15 protein-coding genes, 1 tRNA gene and 1 pseudogene are annotated in these 19,742 nt (G+C 73.7%); 12 read left to right on the forward strand and 5 right to left on the reverse strand.

Features of this window, described 5'->3' with window-relative positions; translation table 11 throughout:
- Nucleotides 1-26: 26 nt before the first annotated feature.
- Nucleotides 27-1,217: an acyl-CoA dehydrogenase family protein gene (locus AB0M03_RS02185; RefSeq protein WP_363487431.1), complete on the forward strand. Its 1,191-nt coding sequence runs from the start codon at nucleotides 27-29 to the stop codon at nucleotides 1,215-1,217.
- 169 nt (nucleotides 1,218-1,386) lie between these two features.
- Here the strand turns inward: AB0M03_RS02185 and AB0M03_RS02190 are convergent, their stop codons facing one another.
- The gene (locus tag AB0M03_RS02190) at nucleotides 1,387-1,875 is read right to left on the reverse strand and encodes a universal stress protein (protein WP_363487751.1); all 489 of its coding nucleotides are present in this window, start codon (nucleotides 1,873-1,875) and stop codon (nucleotides 1,387-1,389) included.
- Between the two features lie 917 nt (nucleotides 1,876-2,792).
- On the opposite strand from AB0M03_RS02190, the gene AB0M03_RS02195 reads away from it, so the two are divergent.
- Nucleotides 2,793-3,905 (forward strand): HAD family hydrolase, encoded by a 1,113-nt coding sequence (locus AB0M03_RS02195; RefSeq protein ID WP_363487433.1) that lies wholly within the window; start codon nucleotides 2,793-2,795, stop codon nucleotides 3,903-3,905.
- On the opposite strand, the gene AB0M03_RS02200 is transcribed toward AB0M03_RS02195, so the two are convergent.
- On the reverse strand, nucleotides 3,872-4,789 hold the full coding sequence (locus AB0M03_RS02200; protein WP_363487435.1) for a GNAT family N-acetyltransferase: 918 nt from the start codon (nucleotides 4,787-4,789) through the stop codon (nucleotides 3,872-3,874). The two genes, AB0M03_RS02195 and AB0M03_RS02200, sit on opposite strands and share 34 nt — an antisense overlap.
- Before the next feature lie 818 nt (nucleotides 4,790-5,607).
- Between AB0M03_RS02200 and AB0M03_RS02205 the strand changes: the two are divergent.
- The 4 genes and pseudogenes from AB0M03_RS02205 to AB0M03_RS02220 form a co-directional block, all read left to right on the forward strand.
- Nucleotides 5,608-6,702 (forward strand): annotated as a pseudogene (locus AB0M03_RS02205) (helix-turn-helix domain-containing protein); the annotation flags it as partial.
- 725 nt (nucleotides 6,703-7,427) lie between these two features.
- Nucleotides 7,428-8,030: an oligoribonuclease gene (orn, locus tag AB0M03_RS02210; protein ID WP_363487437.1), complete on the forward strand. Its 603-nt coding sequence runs from the start codon at nucleotides 7,428-7,430 to the stop codon at nucleotides 8,028-8,030.
- 288 nt (nucleotides 8,031-8,318) lie between these two features.
- A tRNA-His gene (locus tag AB0M03_RS02215) sits at nucleotides 8,319-8,394 on the forward strand.
- 134 nt (nucleotides 8,395-8,528) lie between these two features.
- Complete coding sequence (locus tag AB0M03_RS02220) at nucleotides 8,529-8,975, forward strand: DUF4442 domain-containing protein (protein ID WP_363487440.1); 447 nt, start codon at nucleotides 8,529-8,531, stop codon at nucleotides 8,973-8,975.
- 184 nt (nucleotides 8,976-9,159) lie between these two features.
- On the opposite strand, the gene AB0M03_RS02225 is transcribed toward AB0M03_RS02220, so the two are convergent.
- Nucleotides 9,160-10,230, reverse strand: coding sequence for a LacI family DNA-binding transcriptional regulator (locus AB0M03_RS02225; protein WP_363487442.1), 1,071 nt, complete (start codon nucleotides 10,228-10,230; stop codon nucleotides 9,160-9,162).
- 582 nt (nucleotides 10,231-10,812) lie between these two features.
- On the opposite strand from AB0M03_RS02225, the gene AB0M03_RS02230 reads away from it, so the two are divergent.
- The 5 genes from AB0M03_RS02230 to AB0M03_RS02250 all read left to right on the forward strand — a co-directional run bounded on the left by AB0M03_RS02230 (nucleotide 10,813) and on the right by AB0M03_RS02250 (nucleotide 16,441).
- Complete coding sequence (locus AB0M03_RS02230; RefSeq protein ID WP_363487444.1) at nucleotides 10,813-12,138, forward strand: extracellular solute-binding protein; 1,326 nt, start codon at nucleotides 10,813-10,815, stop codon at nucleotides 12,136-12,138.
- A 121-nt stretch (nucleotides 12,139-12,259) separates the two neighbouring features.
- Nucleotides 12,260-13,264 carry a sugar ABC transporter permease gene (locus tag AB0M03_RS02235; protein ID WP_363487446.1) on the forward strand — a complete coding sequence of 335 codons (1,005 nt, stop codon included), beginning with the start codon at nucleotides 12,260-12,262 and terminating at the stop codon, nucleotides 13,262-13,264.
- A gap of 3 nt (nucleotides 13,265-13,267) precedes the next feature.
- Complete coding sequence (locus tag AB0M03_RS02240) at nucleotides 13,268-14,146, forward strand: carbohydrate ABC transporter permease (RefSeq protein WP_363487448.1); 879 nt, start codon at nucleotides 13,268-13,270, stop codon at nucleotides 14,144-14,146.
- Between the two features lie 45 nt (nucleotides 14,147-14,191).
- The gene (locus AB0M03_RS02245; RefSeq protein WP_363487450.1) at nucleotides 14,192-15,652 is read left to right on the forward strand and encodes a GH1 family beta-glucosidase; all 1,461 of its coding nucleotides are present in this window, start codon (nucleotides 14,192-14,194) and stop codon (nucleotides 15,650-15,652) included.
- Between the two features lie 57 nt (nucleotides 15,653-15,709).
- The gene (locus tag AB0M03_RS02250; protein ID WP_363487452.1) at nucleotides 15,710-16,441 is read left to right on the forward strand and encodes a hypothetical protein; all 732 of its coding nucleotides are present in this window, start codon (nucleotides 15,710-15,712) and stop codon (nucleotides 16,439-16,441) included.
- Between the two features lie 88 nt (nucleotides 16,442-16,529).
- On the opposite strand, the gene AB0M03_RS02255 is transcribed toward AB0M03_RS02250, so the two are convergent.
- Together AB0M03_RS02255 and AB0M03_RS02260 are read right to left on the reverse strand one after the other, a co-directional pair.
- On the reverse strand, nucleotides 16,530-17,441 hold the full coding sequence (locus AB0M03_RS02255; protein WP_363487454.1) for a fused MFS/spermidine synthase: 912 nt from the start codon (nucleotides 17,439-17,441) through the stop codon (nucleotides 16,530-16,532).
- Nucleotides 17,442-17,496: 55 nt separating this feature from the next.
- Nucleotides 17,497-18,000 (reverse strand): hypothetical protein, encoded by a 504-nt coding sequence (locus AB0M03_RS02260; RefSeq protein ID WP_363487456.1) that lies wholly within the window; start codon nucleotides 17,998-18,000, stop codon nucleotides 17,497-17,499.
- A gap of 320 nt (nucleotides 18,001-18,320) precedes the next feature.
- Here AB0M03_RS02260 and AB0M03_RS02265 point away from each other — a divergent pair, with 320 nt between their 5' ends.
- Nucleotides 18,321-19,709, forward strand: coding sequence for a tetratricopeptide repeat protein (locus AB0M03_RS02265; protein ID WP_363487458.1), 1,389 nt, complete (start codon nucleotides 18,321-18,323; stop codon nucleotides 19,707-19,709).
- Nucleotides 19,710-19,742 lie beyond the last annotated feature (33 nt).

A 19,742-nucleotide genomic window follows, 5' to 3' on the forward strand; every position in this document is an offset into this window, starting at 1 on the left:
ACCGGCCGCGATCCAGGAGGATCACCATGCTCGACCACCGGCTGAGCACCGAGTACGAAGAGCTGCGACGGACCGTCGCGGAATTCGCGAACGACCGGGTCGCACCCAAGATCGGCGAGTTCTACGAGCAGAACGAGTTCCCGTACGAGATCGTCCGCGAGATGGGCGAGATGGGCCTGTTCGGCCTGCCGTTCCCCGAGGAGTACGGCGGCATGGGCGGCGACTACTTCGCGCTCTGCATCGCCCTGGAGGAGCTGGCGCGGGTCGACTCCTCGGTGGCGATCACCCTGGAGGCGGCCGTCTCGCTGGGCGCGATGCCCGTCTACCGCTTCGGCACCGAGGAGCAGAAGCGCACCTGGCTGCCCCGGCTGACCTCGGGCGAGATGCTCGGCGCGTTCGGCCTGACCGAGCCCGAGGGCGGTTCCGACGCCGGCGCCACCCGGACCACGGCGCGGTACGACGAGGCGACCGACGAGTGGGTCATCAACGGCACCAAGTGCTTCATCACCAACTCGGGCACCGACATCACGGGTCTGGTCACGGTGACCGCCCTGACCGAACCGTCCACTCGTTCGAGTGAAGGCGGCTCGACCCTCTCGCCAACCCGGGAAATCTCCTCCATCATCGTGCCGACCGGGACACCCGGGTTCCAGGTCTCCAAGAAGTACTCCAAGGTCGGGTGGAACGCCTCCGACACCCGCGAACTGTCCTTCACCGACTGCCGCGTCCCCGCGGCCAACCTGCTGGGTGCCCGCGGCCGCGGGTACGCCCAGTTCCTGCGCATCCTCGACGAGGGGCGCATCGCCATCGCCGCCCTGGCCACCGGCCTGGCCCAGGGATGCGTGGACCAGTCCGTCGCCTACGCCGGTCAGCGGCGCGCCTTCGGGCGGCCGATCGGTGCCAATCAGGTCATCCAGTTCAAGCTCGCCGACATGGAGATGCGCGCCCACACCGCCCGCCTGGCCTGGCGGGACGCCGCCTCCCGGCTGCTGCACTCCGAACCGTTCAAGAAGGAGGCTGCGATCGCGAAGCTGTACGCATCGGAGGCCGCCGTGGACAACGCACGCGAGGCGACCCAGATCCACGGCGGGTACGGCTTCATGAACGAGTTCCCGGTCGCCCGGTTCTGGCGCGACTGCAAGATCCTCGAAATCGGTGAGGGCACCTCGGAGGTCCAGCGGATGCTCATCGCGCGAGAGCTCGGTGTGACCTCCTGAGGACGCCCCGGTCGGCTCCCTGACAGCAGCACGTCCGCCGACTCCCCTGGCAGCCCGTCAGGGGGCGGCACGGCCGCCCGTACGACCCGCATGCGGCCGCGTCGCGACCACGGCGTGCGGTCGCCGTACGGCGATCCGTGGCAGCCCGCCACGGGGGCATGACCTGCCGTCAGGGAATGACGATCACCGGGCGGTTGGCGCGCCGCGCCAGCCGCCCGGACACCGACCCGAAGACCTTGCCGAGCAGGCCGCGGGTGCTGCCCACGACGATCGCGTCGGCGGCGTACTCGCGGCCGACCTCCTCGATCTCGTGGCAGATGTCGCCGCCCCGCTCGACGAGGATCCACGGCACGCCGGCCAGGAAGTCCGCGCAGGCCAGCTCCAGGCCGAGGATCTCCGTGCGGTGGTCGGGAAGGTCGACGAAGACCGGGGGCTCGCACCCGGCCCAGACCGTGGCGGGCAGCCGGTTCGCCACGTGCACGATCACCAGGCCGCACTGCGACCTGCGTGCCATGCCGACGGCGTAGGCCAGCGCGCGCTCGCTGGAGAGTGAGCCGTCGAAGCCCACCACCACACCGTGCTGGAACACCGGATCGCAGGGACGCGCCGCCTGCTCCTTCAGCATGGGCTCGCCGTCGCCCTCGGTCCGGCCCGTCATGGGGCCCTGGCCGTCGGTCACCGCGTCACCCCCTCGCCCGCTGCCAGCGGCACTCTCGGGCCGCTGCTCGCCGCCACGCCGCTCACCGCCACGCCGCTCGCCGCCGGGTGCCTGCGCGGTCGTGCGGACACCGTCCTGCTCGGTACGGCGGCGGGCCGACAACGGCCAGGCGCGGAGGGCTGCGTGGCGCGCCGCAGCGAGGGCAGCGCGGCGGGCGTGCGAGCGGCCACCGACGGGCCCGCCACCGGCCGGCAACACACCGCCCCCGGCGGCATCCGCACCAGCGGGCACGGGAGGCTCAAAACCAGCCATCGCTCACAGCAATTCGGAGAAAACGGGCCGACAGGGCGCGACAGCGCTGCCGGGGCAGCAGGTCCACCCACGGCACCGAGCCGCTCTCCGCCGAGCACCACTGAACGCGACCTGTTCCTCTCAGAGTACGACGAGCACGGAAGGCGGCCCAGCAGTCGAGTCCTGATACGACAAGGATTCCTGCGAAAGGACCGCGCACACCGTGCTGTACGCGCCCCCGTGAACAGTGGCCGGCGGCCACCGGGCACGGAGGTTCCCGGAAGCTTGACCGACAACCCCCCGACTGCGCAACAGGCCGACCACACAACGTGATCCGACCGTCATCCACAGGTACATCGGGCCTCCGCCCGGGCGCCGCGCACGGGCACCGGCCCGCCTCCGGAGCCCCGGGTATCGCATCCGCCCCAAGCGCCCCGACCAGCCCACCCACCACTGAAGCACAGGGGGCCACGACCACCCCACGCACACACCCAATCCCACCCGCACCGGGCGTTGCGATCGGCTACGGGACGGTCACCGTCCGGATTCGGCCATTTCACTCTGTGGGCGGACCGTGATTGGCAATTGCCACATGCATACGCGCGAGCACTGGCAGCATCTTCGACATGCCGCTGCTCCTGTTCGACCTCGACAACACCCTGCTGCCCAGGGACGCCGCCTACCGAGCCTGGGCCCAGGACTTCCTGGCCGAACACCGTCTGCCCGCCGGCGACATCGATTGGTTCACCACGATCGACGGCAGCGGCTACGTGCCGCGCAGCACCGTACTCGGCGCCGCGAAGCGCCGCTACGGCCTCGACCACTCCATGGACCTGCTGCTGGCGCACTACCGCCGCGGCATCAACACCCACATCCACTGCCCGGACACCCACATCGACGCCCTGCACGCGGCGCGTGCCTCCGGCTGGACGCTGGGCATCGTCAGCAACGGCGGTACCAAGCCGCAGCTGGAGAAGATCCGGCGGACCGGCCTCGGGGCGCTGGTCGACGGCTGGGTGATCTCGGAGGAGGCCCGCTGCGTGAAGCCGGACCCCATGATCTTCGAGATCGGCGCCCGCCGCTGCGGGGTACCGCTCACCCCCGGGTGGGAGAACAGCACATGGATGGTGGGCGACCACGGTCCGGCCGACATCGCCGGGGCCGAGGTCGCCGGGCTGCGCAGCGTCTGGCTGCACCTGGGCCGCCCGTGGGCCGAGCAGGGCTACCGTCCGACGCTGAGCGCGGCCGGGCTGCCGGAGGCGGTCGGGCTCGTCCTCAGCGCCCGGAATGCACCGACGGCCGCCACCGTGCACCGCGGAGCCGTCCGCCGCGCCGTGGCGCAGCAGGCATCGGCCCGCCGGGCGGCCGCCGAGCACCGGGCGGCCCGACTGCCGGGCGTCGGAGCAGGACTCCCCCGTGCGACCGCCGAGGCCGCCGCCTCCGGTGCGGCGCAGCAACTGCCGATGGAGGTCGTGCCGGTCAGGCCGGCGGCCGCCGCGAGAGCCGCCTCGGTGGCCGCAGTCGCCCCGGCCGCCCAGCTCTCGCCCACCTCCGGACCGGCACTCCGGCAGCCCGGCGTCGTACAGGCCGGCGCCCTGCCGACGGGTTCCCTCCAGACGGGCTCCCGGTCGGCTGTCACTGCCGAGATCGGCAGGACGAGGTTCGTTGCGCCGCCCGCGGCAGCCCTGCGAGGCGCCGCGGCCGGCTACACCGTCATCGACGACGGCGTCGCCGGGTAGCGCCACCAGCGCGAGACGCCGTACTCGGTGAAGCCGAGCCGGCGGTAGAGGGGCTCGCCCAGGAGCGTGGCCACCAGCGTGGCGACCCGGTCGGGGTGGGCGGCGAGGGCCGCCGCCACCACCGCACGGCCGACGCCGCGGGAGCGGTGTTCGGGCAGGGTCGCCACGGAGTAGATGCCGACCGCCGTGCCGTCGTCGTAGCTGATGCAGGCACCGGCGGGGCGGCCGTCCAGCCGAGCGAGCCACGCGCGGTAGCCGTCGGTCTGCAGCAGGCCGGGCGGCAGCATGCTTCCGCGGACATGGGGCAGCCTGGCGGGCATCGGGAACCCGTCGATCACCGTGCGCTCCACCTCGGCGAGATCGTCCGCGTCCAGGGCCTCGCCGACCGTCAGCCGCCCCGTCGGCCGGTCGCGCCACCGCCGGGACGTCTCCAACACAGCCGTGCCGCCCTGCAGCAGCTGTGGCCCGCCCGTCGTACCAGCCGCACCCGCATCTGCGGCACCAACGCCTGCCGCACCAGCGCCGCCGGCACCCGTGCCCGCCGCACCCACCCGGGCCCCGCCGTCCGGCTCGCGGGCCATCACCGCCTGCCCGAGCGAGGCCTCGCAGCCGTGGCGGCGGAGGTCGAGGCGCGCGTACGGGTCCTCGAGGCAGAGCCTGGCGGTGCGCCAGTCGCGGAGGACCGCCACCAACTCCTCCACCATGGACTCGGGTTCGCCGTAGGGGCGGGTGACCACCACCCGGTGCGCCTCGGCGTCCCCGTCGCAGCGGACCGCGGTGAAGTGCGGCGTGCGAACGAACTCCCAACCGTGCGACCGTGCTTGGGCCAACCAGAAGGCGGCGGCGTTGTCGTTGGCCAGTTCGAGCCGGCTGCGGGTGTCCATGAGGGGACCCTAGTCGCCGGCCGTCACAGCCGTCGGGGCCGGTACGGCCCTGCGCAGAAGGGCTCGCACCGGCGCACACGTGCGTCCCGTGCGCCCCGTTTCGTACCGCCTGTTTTCGGTCAATCTCGTGACGGTCCCCCACCGTTGGCCAAAGCCGCAGCCCAGAGCCGCCCACAAGGGTGACGGTTCATCACGCATCCGGGACGGGTCGTGCGACAACCAGCCAGGCTTGCGCCCGCCCCCTTCCCAGAGGGGTCGACGGGTGCCACGCTTCGTGATCGAATGCATCACGCCAAATTGCCATGTCGACATAGCGTCGGATGGTGAACTTGTCACAACAGCAACGGTCCACCCAGTAGATTCGATCTTGGCGGGCAGTGCCGAACCACCACACCACACCACCGAGGGGGCTGGAACGCCTTGAGCAGGGTGAGCAGGAGCGACGCGGGTCCTGACGGCGGCCAGCCGCCGACCGGCCTCCCGGGCCGTCCCGCCAGAGCTGACGGGTCGGCACCCCGCGCAGCCGCCCCCGCACGCGCGTCCTCCCCCCTCACCGGCTCGCCGCTGCCCGGCGCACCGGCCCACGGCGGTTCCGCCGCCGGCAACGCCTCCCCGGGAAGCTCGAACCCGCACGGCACCGGCCCGCACGGTGCCGTCCAGCACGGTGCCGTCCAGCACGGCACGGGCGGCACGGCACGGGCGGCAGCAACGGCTTCCTGACGACCGGTCACGCAGGGCCGGGCGGCGGCCACACCGCCTCGCACCAGCCGCACCACACCGGAGCAGCGGCATCCGGCGCTCCGCTGTCCCCCTCGACGATGTCCCCCTCGGCGATGTCCGCCGCCGCGATGTCCGCCGCCGGCGGGCCCGGGGGTGGGCCCGCCGGCCACGGTTCTCCCGCGGTGCTCTCCGCCCTGCACCCCGCGCCGGCCCGCAAGCTCTCGGGCCGGCGCCGGCGCGAGACGGTCGCCGTCCTGATCTTCGGCGGGGCGCCGATCTTCGAGAGCTCGATCCCGCTCTCGGTGTTCGGGGTGGACCGGCAGGACGCCGGCGTGCCCCGCTACCGCCTGCTGGTCTGCGCCGGCGAGGAGGGCCCGCTGGCCACCACCGGCGGGCTGACGCTGACCGCTCCGTACGGGCTGGAGGCGCTGTCCCGGGCCGGCACCATCGTCGTCCCGGCCTGGCGGTCGATCTCCCAGCCGCCGCCGGTGGAGGCGATCGCCGCCCTGCGCAAGGCGCACCACGAGGGGGCCCGCATCATCGGGCTGTGCACGGGGGCCTTCGTGCTGGCCGCGGCCGGGCTGCTGGACGGCCGCCCGGCGACCACGCACTGGATGTACGCGCCGACGCTGGCGAAGCGGTACCCGCGGGTCCACGTCGACCCTCGCGAGCTGTTCGTGGACGACGGCGACGTGCTCACCTCGGCCGGCACCGCGGCCGGCATCGACCTGTGCCTGCACGTGGTGCGCAGCGACCACGGCGCCGAGGCGGCGAACGCACTGGCCCGCCGCCTGGTGGTGCCGAACCGGCGGGGCGGCGGAGGACAGGCCCAGTACATCGACCAGTCTTTACCCGAGGAGATCGGCAACGACCCGCTCGCCGAGGTGGTCACCTGGGCGCTGGAGAACCTCAACCAGCAGTTCGACGTCGAGGTGCTGGCGGCGCGTGCCTACATGAGCCGGCGCACCTTCGACCGGCGGTTCCGGACGCTCACCGGCAGCGCCCCGCTGCAGTGGCTGATCACCCAGCGGGTGCTGCAGGCGCAGCGGCTGCTGGAAACCTCGGACCTGTCGGTGGACGATGTCGCCCGGCGCTGCGGCTTCCGTTCCCCGGTGGCGCTGCGCGGGCACTTCCGTCGGCAGCTCGGGGTCTCCCCGGCGGCGTACCGGACGAGCTACCGCGCGCGGCGTCCGGCGCCGGCCGCGGCTCCGATCGGCACGGCCGGTGCGGTCTCGGTGCCGCCGCAGGGCGGCCCGGGCGACCGCTTCGGCGGCCCCGGCGCCACCGGTCACCCGGGGCACCCCGGGCAGGCCGGCCACGGCGGTGCACCGCAGTCGGGCCAGCCGGGCCAGGCGACCGTGGGCGGCCTCGGCGGGCCCGGCAGCCAGGCGGTCCATCAGGGCGGACCCGCCGGCGACCGGCCGAACGGCACCGCCGGCAACGGCGGTACGGCAACGGCGGGCGGTTCGCGCCGCAGGCCCGGCCTGCTGGTGCCCCCGCAGCCGGGGCCGGCGACCGGTCGGCGTCCGCGGCCTCCGGTGCCCGAGCGGCCCACCGGCCAGACCCCGCCACGCACCGCGGAGCGGTCGACGGCCGACCGGGCCGGGGACCGGACGGACGGCCGCGGCGCCGACCGCCTGGAGCACGCCGTCGCCGACGAGAACGGCTACGACCAGCCCAGCGCGCGCGGTCAGGGTCAGGGCCACCGTGCCGACCACACGGCACCGCGGGGGGCCGCTCACCCGACCCCGCCGTCCGACCGGAGCGGCGGACAACCGGCCGAGCGCACCGCCGAGCGGGCCTCCGATCCGGCTGCGGACGGCGGCGGTGCCGCGGGGGCCCCGGCCGGTGCGACGCCACGCGGCCGGGCGGCCCGGCCGCTGTCCGCCTCGCGTGATCGCGCCGTAGGGTGAGTGGCGTGAATGACCGTCTGGTGTGGATCGACTGTGAGATGACCGGCCTCGACCTCGACAGGGACGCCCTGATCGAGGTCGCGGTGCTGGTGACCGACTCCGAGCTGAACGTCCTCGGCGAGGGCGTGGACGTGGTGATCCGTCCGCCCGCGGAGGCGCTGGAGGGCATGCCCGACGTCGTGCGCGCGATGCACACGGCGTCCGGGCTGCTCGACGAGCTGGCGGACGGTGTGACCCTCGCGGAGGCCGAGCAGCTGGTGCTGGGTTACATCCGGGAGCACGTCCCGGAGGCCGGCAAGACCCCGCTGTGCGGCAACTCCGTGGCGACGGACCGCGGCTTCCTCTCCCGCGACATGCCCGCCCTGGAGAGCCACCTGCACTACCGGATCGTGGACGTGTCCTCGATCAAGGAGCTGGCCCGGCGCTGGTACCCGCGGGCGTACTACAACAGCCCGCAGAAGGGCGGCAGCCACCGCGCGCTGGCGGACATCCGCGAGAGCATCGCCGAACTCCAGTACTACCGCGAGGCGGTGTTCGTCCCGCAGCCCGGCCCGGACGGGGACGCGGCCCGGGAGATCGCGGCCAAGTACCAGCGGCCGACCGACTGACCCGGCGGCTCGACCCGCGACGCCCGGCACACGGGCCGGGCGGCCCGCGGCCGACCGACTGTCCTGCCGCCGGCCACCCGGCCCGTGCCCGTGGACGCCTCGCCCGCGCACGCCTCGCCCGTGGCCCCGCACGTCCGCCGCGCCCGAACGTCCCGCACCGCGCCGCCCGGCCCCGCACCTGCTCCCACCACAGCATCAGCGCGGGCCCCGGGTCGAAACCCTGGCGCGAGCACCCTCTCGCATCCTGTAGAGTTCTTCCTGTCGGAGCGGGAACGCCCCGGACAGATGGTGGGTGTAGCTCAGTTGGTAGAGCACCTGGTTGTGGTCCAGGTGGTCGCGGGTTCGAGTCCCGTCACTCACCCCAACAGCCCGTAGGGCCCGATCTCTTCACGAGATCGGGCCCTACGGCGTTTCTGCATTCCCCCGCCCGCCCCTGCAGGCCGCGCCTCTCCGGCCCACCCCTCCCCAGCGAAGCTACCGATAAGTAACATGAGGGTCATGACCACACCCTCGATCGGGCAGCTGCTCGACTCCACCGTCCCCATGGCCCGCACCCTCAAGCTGGAGTACCTGGAGACGAGCCCCGAGCGGGCCGTGCTGCGGCTGCCGGACCAGCCGGAGTTCCACAACCACCTCGCCGGACCGCACGCGGGCGCGATGTTCACGCTGGCCGAGTCGGCGAGCGGCTGCATCGTGCTGGCCGCCTTCAGCGACCAGCTCTCGCGCGCCGTGCCGCTCGCGGTGAAGGCCGAGATCGGCTACAAGAAGCTGGCGATGGGCGAGGTGACGGCCACGGCCACGCTGGGCCGCACCGTCGAGGAGGTCGTCGCCGAGCTGGACAAGGGCGAGCGCCCCGAGTTCCCGGTCACCGTTGAGATCACCCGCGCCGACGGCGCGGTCACCGGTGTGATGACCATCACCTGGACGCTGCGTCCCAACTCCTGAGCAGCGGCACCACCGCCGGCCCCGCAGCCGCGGGGCCGCACCCGGCCCCAACTGCGGGGCCCGCTCCGGCCGTCCGGCGGCCGCTCCCCCACTCGGCCCGCGGGCCCGGGTGCCCCCCCCCGGACGGCCGGAGCCACCCGCCCCCACACCCCGCCGCCCGGCCCCGGAGCAGCGCCCCCCGCCGTCAGGCCGAGTCGCGCACCACCAGCTCGGTGGCCAGCACCACCTGTCGCCGCGCCCGCCCCCGTTCGGTGATCTCGTCGAGCAGCAGCCGGGCCATCGTCCGCCCCATCTCCTCGATGGGCTGGCGGACGCTGGTCATCGGCGGGTCCGTGTGCCGGGCCACGATCGAGTCGTCGAAGCCGATCACCGCGACCTGGTCGGGCACGCGCCGCCCGGCCGCCCGCAGCACCTGCATCGCACCGGCGGCCATCACGTCGGACGCGCAGAACACCCCGTCCAGGTCGGGCCGACGCTCCAGCAGCTCACGCATCGCCAGCCGGCCGCCCTCCTCGGTGAAGTCGGCGAGCCCGACGAGTTCCTCGTCGTACGTCCGGCCGGCCTCCTCCAGGGCCCGGCGGTATCCGCCGAGGCGCGCCTGGGCCACCTCCATGTCGAGCGGCCCGGTGATGGTGGCCACTTCGCGGCAGCCCCGGCGCAGCAGGTGCCGCACGGCCATCCTGGCGCCGCCCGCGTTGTCGGCGTGGACGTAGCTCAGCGGTTCGAGGTCGCCGCGGCGTCCGGCGAGCACGGAGGGGATCTCCAGGCTCTCCAGGATGCTCGGCAGCGGGTCGTCCTGGTGCACGGAGACGAGGAGTACGCCGTCCACCCGCTGGGCCGTCAGATAGGCCGAAAGTCGTTCCCGCTCGCGCTGGTTGCGGACCAGGATCAGCAGCAGTTGCATGTCGGTCTCGGCGAGCTCCGCGGAGACGCCGCTGATGATGTCGGAGAAGTACGGCTCGGAGAACAACCGGGTCTCCGCCTCGGGCACCACCAGGGCGACCGAGTCGGTGCGCGAGGTGACCAGGGTGCGGGCGGCCCGGTTGGGGACGTAGCCGAGTTCGGCGATGGCGGCCTGCACGGCCTCCCGCGCCTTGTCGCTCACCCGGGGCGAGCCGTTGATCACCCGGGACACCGTGCCGCGCCCGACGCCGGCCAGGGCGGCGACCTCTTCCAGCGTGGGGCGCGCGGAGCTCCTGCCGCCCGCCCCGGCGCCGCCCACGGGCCCTGCGGGGGGCTGTGCGGTCTGGCTCATCGCTCACCTCTTGGAGATCCTCATGGCGCCTCGCGGGCCGATTGCTGCTCATTGTGGCCGGTTTCGGCCGCCGGGGAAGCCACAGGACGCTGCGCACCCCGCGACCCGGCCGACCGAACGGTCCTTCCGGCCCGACGGGGCCCCGTTCCGACCGTACGCGGATGTCCGCGCGGGCCGGAGACCGGTGTCCCCAGGACACCGTTTCGCGACTCCCAGGACACGCTCCGGCAACGGATACGACGTCAGCCCTTGACACCCGGGGCCGCGACGAAGGAACCTTCCGGCATGCGCTGTGGGAGCGCTCCCACACTCTAGTGGCGAATCGCCCCCGGCAACAGCGCCTCGACCGAGGTCCGACGGGCACCGCCCGCCGACGCCGGGGCCGTTCCCCCACGGTCGGCACAGCCGCGCCGCCCGTACACCCCCGGTAACACCCGGGACACCCGAAACACCCGAGCAACACCCCGGCAGCAGATCCCGGCACCACCTTCCGAAGCCGCACCGCACCACGGCACGACCGCACGACCGCACCACCCACCGCGCAGCACCACCCGATGCCCCACCCGGAACAAGGAGAACGCCATGCGCACCACTTCCCGCCCCCGCAGAGCAGCCGTCCTGGCCACCGCCGTCCTCGCCTCCTCCGCCCTGCTGCTGACCGCGTGCGGCAGCAGCGGCGACGGCGGGTCGGACGGTGCCTCCTCGGCCACGGGCGAGAAGATCACCCTCACCGTCGGCGACTTCGGCACCTTCGGCTACAAGGAGGCCGGCCTCTACGACGAGTACATGGCCGCCCACCCGAACATCAAGATCGAGGCCAACACCACCCAGGACGGCCAGAAGTACTGGGACGCGCTGACCACCCACCTCGCCTCGGGCAGCGGCCTGGCCGACATCCAGGCCGTCGAGGTCGGCTACATCGCGCAGGCCACGGGCACCCTGGCGAGCAAGTTCACCGACCTGAGCAAGGTCGAGGGCGTGAACGCGAACGCCTGGCTGCCGTGGAAGTCGAAGCAGGCCACCACCGCCAAGGGCGAGCTCATCGGCCTCGGCACCGACATCGGCCCGATGGCGGTCTGCTACCGCAAGGACCTCTTCCAGCAGGCCGGTCTGCCGACCGACCGCGCCGAGGTCGCCAAGCTGTGGGCGGGCGACTGGTCGAAGTTCGTCGACGCCGGCAAGCAGTACCAGGCCAAGGCGCCGGCCGGCACCTTCTTCACCGACTCCGCGAGCGGCCTGTTCAACGCCGTCCTCTCCGCGCAGACCCAGCAGTACTCGGACGACTCCGGCAAGCTGATCTACGACAAGAGCACCGGCGTCAAGACCGCCTGGGACACCGCCGTCGCCGCTTCCAAGGCCGGCATCAGCGCCAAGCTGCGCCAGTTCCAGGACCCGTGGAACGCCGCCTTCCAGAACGCCAAGTTCGCCACCGTGGTCTGCCCGTCCTGGATGACCGGCCTGATCAGCCAGTACTCCGGCGACGCCGGCAAGGGCAAGTGGGACATCGCCGCCCCGCCGGTCGCCTCCAACTGGGGCGGTGCCTTCCTGAGCGTCCCGAAGGCCGGCAAGCACCAGAAGGAGGCAGCCGCCCTCGCCGCGTGGCTGACCTCCCCGGAGCAGCAGGCCAAGGTCTTCACCAAGGTCGGCAACCTGCCCTCCACCACGGCCGGCCTGGAGCTGCCCGCCGTGCAGAGCGCCAAGCTGCCCTACTTCGGCGAGACCCCGACCGGCCAGATCTTCGCCTCCACCGCGAAGGGCATCCAGCCCGCCGCGATCGGTGAGAACGACGGCAACGTCAAGACGATCATCACCGACAACGGCATCCTCGACATCGAGGAGCACGGCACCGACCCTGCCAAGGCCTGGGAGAACGTCGTCAAGACCGTCAAGGACAAGGTCGAGGGCTGATCACCCCGAGGGTGAGGCCGGCGGGGCCCTGACCCCCGCCGGCCCGCTCCCGCCCGGCCGGGCACCCCGGCCGGGCGGCACCGCACCACAGCCGACAGCCACCCCCGGGAAGGACAACCCAGTGGCCACCTCCATCCGAGCCGCGGCCGAGGACGGCTCGGCGCCGACCACGGCACCCGATCACCCGTCCCCCGCCTCCCCCCGGCGCCCCGCCTGGCGCTCCAAGCTCTACCGGCTGGACCTGAAGGCCTCGCCGTACGCGTACATCGCACCGTTCTTCATCTGCTTCGCCGCCTTCGGCCTGTTCCCGCTGATCTGGACGGGCTGGCTCTCGCTGCACAAGGTGGACCTGCTCACCCCGGACGTCACGGAGTGGCGCGGCTTCGACAACTACACCCGGCTGTGGGAGACCGAGCAGTTCTGGACGGCCCTGCGGAACACCTTCACCATCGGGGTGATCTCGACCGTCCCGCAGCTGCTCATGGCCCTGGGCCTGGCGCACATGCTCAACTACCGGATGCGCGGCCGCGGCTTCCTGCGGGTCGCGGTCCTGGCCCCGTACGCGACCTCGATCGCCGCGGCGACGCTGGTGTTCGTCCAGCTCTTCAACCCCGACTACGGCATGATCAACTGGCTGCTCGGGATGGTCGGCATCGACCACACGCAGTGGTACGCCGACACGTGGCCGTCGCAGATCGCCGTCTCGACCATCGTGACCTGGCGCTGGACGGGCTACAACGCGCTGATCTACCTGGCCGCCATGCAGGCCGTGCCGAAGGACCTCTACGAGGCCGCGAGCCTCGACGGCGCCACCCGCTGGCAGCAGTTCACCAGGATCACGATCCCGTCGATCAAGCCCACCATCTACTTCACGATCATCGTGTCGACCATCGGCGCCACCCAGCTCTTCGGTGAGCCGATGCTGTTCGGCGGCGGCGTCGGCGTCAGCGGCGGCTCGGCCCACCAGTTCCAGACGCTGAGCCTCTACCTGTACGAGCTCGGCTGGCCCAGCCGCCAGCTCGGCCGCGCGTCGGCGGTCGCCTGGACGATGCTGCTGATCCTCCTGCTGATCGGCCTGGTCCAGATGCTGATCGCCCGCCGCAACCGCACCAAGCTGGGAGGCTGAACCATGGCCGTCATCTCCACCGCACCGCTGCGCAAGCGGTTCCGGCCCGGCGCCGGCGACCAGGACAAGGCCGGCCCGGTCGTCTACGTCGTCCTCGGCATCGCCGCGGTGCTCTCGCTCTTCCCGCTGTACTGGACCTTCGTCGCGGCCAGCCACACGGGTGACCGGGTCGCGCTGTCGCCGCCGCCGCTCCTGCCCGGCGACCAGCTCTGGACGAACATCCAGACCGCCTGGGAGCAGGCGGACATGGGCAAGGCGCTGCTCAACTCGACCATCGTCGCGGGCTGCGTCTCGCTGAGCACCGTGCTCTTCTCCACCCTCGCGGGCTTCGCCTTCGCCAAGCTGGAGTTCCGCGGCCGGAACGCCCTGCTCACGCTGGTCGTCGCCACCATGACGATCCCGCCGCAGCTCAGCGTGATCCCGCTCTACCGGATCATCACCGACCTGGAGTGGGGCAACCAGCTCCAGTCCGTGATCCTGCCCTCCCTGGTGGCCGCGTTCGGCGTGTTCTTCATGCGCCAGTTCCTCAGCGAGGCGCTGCCGCTCGAGCTCATCGAGGCCGCCCGGGTGGACGGTGCGCACAGCCTGCGCATCATCTGGCATGTCGTGCTGCCGATCGCGCGTCCGGCGATGGCCGTTCTGGGCATGCTGGTGTTCGTGCAGTCCTGGAACGACTTCTTCTGGCCCTTCGTCGTCCTGACCCAGCAGAACCCGACGGTGCAGGTCGCGCTGTCCGGCATCGGCGGCGGCAGCGACCACCAGATCAACCAGGCGGTGATCATGACCGGCGCGCTCGTGGGCACCCTGCCCCTGCTGCTGATCTTCGCCGTCCTGGGCAAGCACATCGTCGGCGGCATCACGGCCGGCGCGGTGAAGAGCTGACCCGTCGACCGTCCCGTCCACACCCACCCATGGGAGCGCTCCCGTATGACCGTCACCGATCCGCACACCACGGCCGATCTGGCCGAGCACCGACCCGGTGCCTTTCCGCCCGGGTTCACCTGGGGTGCGGCCACCGCCGCCTACCAGATCGAGGGCGCAGCCGCCGAGGACGGCCGCACCCCCTCGATCTGGGACACCTTCAGCCACACCCCCGGCAAGGTCGCCAACGGCGACACCGGCGACATCGCGGTCGACCACTACCACCGGTTCCGCGAGGACGTCCGGATGATGGCCGACCTCGGCCTCACCGCCTACCGGTTCTCGCTGTCCTGGCCCCGCATCCAGCCCACCGGGCGCGGTCCCGCCGTCGAGCGCGGCCTCGACTTCTACCGGGCCCTCACCGACGAGCTGCTGGCCAACGGCATCACCCCGGTCGCCACCCTCTACCACTGGGACCTCCCGCAGGAGTTGGAGGACGCCGGCGGCTGGCCGCACCGGGAGACCGCGTACCGCTTCGCCGAGTACGCCTCGCTCGCCGCCGAGGCGCTCGGCGACCGGGTCGGCACCTGGACCACGCTCAACGAGCCCTGGTGCAGCGCCTTCCTCGGCTACGCCTCCGGCGTCCACGCGCCGGGCCGGACCGACCCGGGCGACTCGCTGCGCGCCGCCCACCACCTCAACCTGGGCCACGGCCTGGCCGTGGGTGCGCTGCGCGCCGCGCTGCCCGCCTCCGCCCAGTTGGCCGTCTCGCTCAACCTGCACGCGGTGCGGCCGTACAGCACGCACCCGGGCGACCTGGAGGCGGCCCGCCGGATCGAGGCGGTCGGCAACCGGATCTGGACCAGCCCGATGTTCAAGGGCCGCTACGACGAGGACCTCATCGCCGACACCGCCCACCTGGTCGACTGGGACGCCCTGGTGCAGCCCGGCGACCTGGACGAGATCTCCCGGCCCATCGACCTGCTCGGCCTGAACTACTACAACCCGACGCTGGTCTCCTCCGTGGAGAACGCCGAGAACCTGCCCCGCCACGACGGGCACGGCGACAGCTCGTTCTCCCCGTGGCCGGGCGCCGACGAGGTCGCCTTCCACCTCGCCCCCGGCGAGGTCACCGCGATGAACTGGCCGATCGACCCGACCGGGCTGTCCGACTCGTTGGTCTCCCTGCACCGCGAGTTCGGCCTGCCGCTGATGGTCACCGAGAACGGCGCCGCGTTCGACGACACCGTCTCCCCCGACGGCAGCGTCCACGACCCGGAGCGGGCCGCCTACGTGAAGGGCCACCTGGGCGCGGTCTCCGACGCGATCGCCGCCGGCGCCGACGTCCGCGGCTACTTCCTGTGGTCGCTGCTCGACAACTTCGAGTGGGCGTACGGCTACGAGAAGCGGTTCGGCATCGTCCACGTCGACTACGACACGCTGGTCCGCACGCCCAAGACCAGCGCCCACTGGTACTCCCGGGCCATCCGCACCGGCCGGCTGGACCACGGCATCCCGCAGCGGTGATGACGGTGCGTCACCACTGAGCGTGACTGCGGCCCGGTTCGCTCGTTCTCCTCTCACGTGCGAGCCATTCACGCGGCACGGCCGCGGCCCGAGCAGGCCGGCAGCCGGCACCGGGCCGGGAAGCTGGCGGCAGGCAGCGCGATCCTCGTCCAGCTGTGGGGGTTTGGGCTTGGAATCTGCGACGCCCGCGCCGCCGAAGGGCCGGGGCCCGGCCTGACCGACCAGGTCGACGCTCCGGCCCTTCTCCACCGACTCGGCGGGGACACCGTCCCCGCCGTCCACCAGCAGACCGCGCCGGTCGCGGAGGTGCTCCGGGACCGGATCAGGGTCGACGGCCTCCCGCTTCCCGGGCAGGCCGCGACCGTGCCTGACGCCTTCGCGATCGCCGCGGTCCTGCTCCCCGCCGTCCCCCCGCGCCCGCGGGAGGACGGCGGCGGTGTTTCCGGCCCCCCGCCGGCCGCCCCCGGCGAGGCTGTGGCGGCGGAGCCCGGGACGGACGGCGGCAGCGCAGCCCGGGCTCCCGCGCCGGTCCCGTGGCCCCCCGCCGCAGCAGTGCCGGCGATCCGGGCCGATCAGCCCGCCGAGGAACCCGCCCGGGTACCCGGTCCGGCCGCGGGACGGCCCGTCCCGGAGCACGGGACGGCGCCGGCGGCCGACCCGTTCGGTGCCGCACCGACCGTCCGAGCCCGGGCCGACGACGCGGTGGCCGTGCTCGTCCCGATCGCCGCCGGACTGCTGCTCACCGGCCTGGCGATGTACAAGCACCGCGGCCTCCCGAGCGGGCACTGACGCACCGCTGCCGGGGCGTGCCGGCAAGGCACGTGGGCGCCCACGGGGGCGAGTGCGGCACCTGGATCGACCACCCCTGGAGCGATGCCTAGCGGAAGGCGCCCGGGGGCGGGGCCGGGGACGGGACGGCGGAGGTGTCCGTGACCGGGGCTGCGCCGGCGGTGAAGTCGGTCAGGGCGCGGCCGTGTTCGACCCGGCCCAGGGCGGCGTCGGAGGCCACCCGGCGGCCGAGTTCCTCCAACGGGAGCGGGGCTGCGCCCGCCGCCAGGATCAGGTTGCCGAAGCGGCGGCCCCGCAGCACCGCCGGGTCCGCGACCAGGCACACCTCGGGGAAGACGGCGAGCAGGGTCGCGGTCTGGGCGCGGGCGAAGGCCAGTGACGACCCGTCGGTGATGTTGACCACCAGCCGCCCGCCGGGAGCGAGCGCCCTGGCCGCAAGGGTGGCGAACTCGACGGTGGCGCAGTGCGCGGGCACCCGGGCCCCGGAGAAGACGTCGGCGATCACCAGGTCTGCGGCGCCCTCGGGCGCCCGTTCCAGGACGGCGCGGGCGTCGGCGCCGCGGACCCTGATCTGCCAGCCGCGGTCCAGCGGGAGTTCGGCGCGGACGAGTTCGGTGAGTGCGGTGTCGATCTCGGCGACCTGCTGGCGGGAGCGCGGGCGGGTCGCGGCGACGTACCGGGGCAGGGTGAGCGCGCCGCCGCCCAGGTGCAGGGCGGTGATCGGGCGGCCGGGCGGGGCCGCGAGGTCGATCAGGTGACCGATCCTGCGCTGGTACTCGAAGCCGAGGTGGGTGGGGTCGGCGAGGTCGACCATCGACTGCGGGGCGCCGTCCAGCAGCAGTTGCCAGGCGCGGGGGCGGTCGCGGTCCGGGAGCAGCTCGGCCGTGCCGGAGTCGACCTGGGCGGTCAGCGGACCCTGGCGGTGGCTGCGGCCCTCCGCGCCGGTGGTGTCGGGCGGGGTCTCCGCCCGCGTTCGGCCGGCCCGGTTGCTGCGTCCCATGCCCTCATTATCGGTGACCCCTTATCGGTGACCCCGCGAGGGCGTCCGGCCCGGGTCAGAAGGGGCCGAGGCCGCCGGCGGTGAGGGTGCAGGCGGCTTCGCAGAGGGCGGAGCGGAGCACCCAGGCGTCGGTGGGCCGGGCGTGCGGCTGGGGGCCGGCCGGGGGCATCACCCAGCGGGCGTCGGTGGGCGGCGGCAGGACGGCGCCGGGCGTACAGGAGCTGCCGGGGAGGTGCCAGTTGCGGGCGGTGCCGGCGGGGACGAGGAAGGAGACGGCGGAGCCGCCGCGGCTCTGCAGGACGGCGCCGCAGGCTCCCCGCAGGCGGAGGATGTCGACGGTCTCCAGGCCGTGCCGCACCGCGACGGTGACGGTGTCGTAGCCGGTCGCCGCGGGTCCGCCGGCGGTGCCCGCCGTGCCCTGCTCCGCGGCCCGGGCGCTGCCGGTGCCGCCCCCGCCGGCCGACCGTACGCCGCCGTCCGTCCCCTCCGGCAGCAGCGCCGGGGCGATGCCGGCCGGCAGGGCGGCCGGCCGTCGGTACTGCGGTGCTCGGGTGGCCATGGGGACCTCCTGTCGTCAGGTCGGAAGCCGGGCCGCCCGATCGAGTGGGGGACGGGTGCGGGGGCTTCCACGTAACAGGACAACGCGTACGGGGCCCGCAAGGCCACGGGCGCGTCTACAGCAAGACATGGCATTTCATGGCAGAACCCGGCACCGCGGACCGCAATGTCCGCAATTGCCCCGTACGGTTCCGCTCACCCGCCGCAGTCGGATCGTGACTGCCGGTACTGTCGTGCCGGCACCGCCCCGGGCACCCCACCGGCCCGTCGCGGCGCGGCATTCGCCGCGGCGCCACCCTGCACGACTCTCGGAGCGCAGCCATGGCAGCCACGAGTCCCGGCGGGCCCCGGCCCGGGCCGGCCGCCCCCAACACCGTGATGCGCGAGCTGCGCGGCGACCTCTCCCCCGGCGAGTTCGCCACGGCGGTCCGCCGCGCGGCACGGGAGATCGGCGAGCACGTGTCCTGCGACGCGCGCTACGTCGGCCGGGTGGAGTCGGGCGAGATCCGCTGCCCCAACTACGCCTACGAGCGGGTGTTCCGGCACATGTGGCCGGGCCGTTCGCTGGCCGACCTCGGCTTCGCGCCGCGGCAGGCGGTCCGCCGCCGCCCGGCGGAGCCGCAGGTGCCGGCCGCGCCCCCGCCGGTGGCACCGCACGATCGTGACGAGGAGAACGACGACGTGTACCGCCGCACGTTCCTGACCGGCGGCCCGACCGCCCTGGCGGCCGCGCTCGGCCTGGACGGCGCCGGCAGCGACCCGGCCTTCGCGGCACCGCCCGCGCAGGCCGTCCCTGCTCCGCGCCGGGTGGGCGCGGCCGAGATCGAGGGCGTCGAGCAGGCCGTCCGGGACATCCGGCTGCTGGACGACGCCCAGGGCGCGGACGCACTGTTCGAGCGGGCCGGGCAGTCGCTGCGCAGCGCGTACGTGCTGCTGAACGAGGGCCGCTACTCGGCCGAGGCGGAGCGCCGGCTGCAGTCCGGGGCCGGTGAGCTGGCGATCTCGGTCGGCTGGCTGGCGCACGACTCCAACCGGCTGGCCGACGCCAGGTCCTTCTACTCGGAGGCGCTGGCGACGGCGCGGATGGCGGGGGACGCGGCGCTGGAGGCGCACGTCTTCTGCAACAGCGCCTTCCTCGCCCGGGACGCCGGCCGGCCGCGCGAGGCGCTGCGGGCGGCGCAGGCCGGGCAGTCGGCGGCCGCCGGACTGGGCTCGGACCGGCTGCTGGCGCTGCTCGCGCTCCGCGAGGCGGGCGGCTGGGCGGTGCTGAGGGACCGTTCGGCCTGCGGGCAGGCGCTGGCCCGGGCCTCGGCACTGTTCGAGCAGGGGCCGTCCGACGCGGATCCGGAGTGGATGTCGTTCTTCGGCGAGGCGGAGCTGGCCGGGCTGGAGGCTCAGTGCTGGTCGGCGCTGGGCGAGTGGGAGCTCGCCGGGCGGCGGGCGGAGCGGGCGATGGCCCTGCAGGACCCGCACTTCGTGCGGAACCGGGCGCTGTACACGGCGGAACTGGCGCACGACCGGCTGGGGCTCGGCGACCTGGCGGGGGCGGCCGGGCACGGCTCGGCCGCGGTGGTCCTGCTGGGCGGCGTCCGCTCGGCGCGCATCAGGGCGATGCTGGCCGGCACCGCCGGACGGCTGCGGGCGCACGGGGCGGTGCCGGAGGTCGCGGAGTTCCTGGCCGCGTACGACGTTGCGGTGCGGGCCGCCTGACGGTCCGCCGGGAGGGGCCCGGCGGACCGTCGG

The sequence above is a fragment of the Kitasatospora sp. NPDC051914 genome (genome assembly GCF_040680995.1).
Taxonomy (GTDB): Bacteria; Actinomycetota; Actinomycetes; order Streptomycetales; family Streptomycetaceae; genus Kitasatospora.

Excerpts from the sequence above, each read along its gene's own strand:
- AB0M03_RS02225 (WP_363487442.1), bottom strand. The coding sequence starts at position 10,230 with ATGAGCCAGACCGCACAGCCCCCCGCAGGGCCCGTGGGCGGCGCCGGG.
- AB0M03_RS02185 (WP_363487431.1), top strand. The coding sequence starts at position 27 with ATGCTCGACCACCGGCTGAGCACCGAGTACGAAGAGCTGCGACGGACC.
- AB0M03_RS02195 (WP_363487433.1), top strand. The coding sequence starts at position 2,793 with ATGCCGCTGCTCCTGTTCGACCTCGACAACACCCTGCTGCCCAGGGAC.
- AB0M03_RS02230 (WP_363487444.1), top strand. The coding sequence starts at position 10,813 with ATGCGCACCACTTCCCGCCCCCGCAGAGCAGCCGTCCTGGCCACCGCC.
- AB0M03_RS02260 (WP_363487456.1), bottom strand. The coding sequence starts at position 18,000 with ATGGCCACCCGAGCACCGCAGTACCGACGGCCGGCCGCCCTGCCGGCC.
- AB0M03_RS02200 (WP_363487435.1), bottom strand. The coding sequence starts at position 4,789 with ATGGACACCCGCAGCCGGCTCGAACTGGCCAACGACAACGCCGCCGCC.
- AB0M03_RS02220 (WP_363487440.1), top strand. The coding sequence starts at position 8,529 with ATGACCACACCCTCGATCGGGCAGCTGCTCGACTCCACCGTCCCCATG.
- AB0M03_RS02255 (WP_363487454.1), bottom strand. The coding sequence starts at position 17,441 with ATGGGACGCAGCAACCGGGCCGGCCGAACGCGGGCGGAGACCCCGCCC.
- AB0M03_RS02265 (WP_363487458.1), top strand. The coding sequence starts at position 18,321 with ATGGCAGCCACGAGTCCCGGCGGGCCCCGGCCCGGGCCGGCCGCCCCC.
- AB0M03_RS02190 (WP_363487751.1), bottom strand. The coding sequence starts at position 1,875 with ATGACGGGCCGGACCGAGGGCGACGGCGAGCCCATGCTGAAGGAGCAG.
- AB0M03_RS02240 (WP_363487448.1), top strand. The coding sequence starts at position 13,268 with ATGGCCGTCATCTCCACCGCACCGCTGCGCAAGCGGTTCCGGCCCGGC.
- AB0M03_RS02245 (WP_363487450.1), top strand. The coding sequence starts at position 14,192 with ATGACCGTCACCGATCCGCACACCACGGCCGATCTGGCCGAGCACCGA.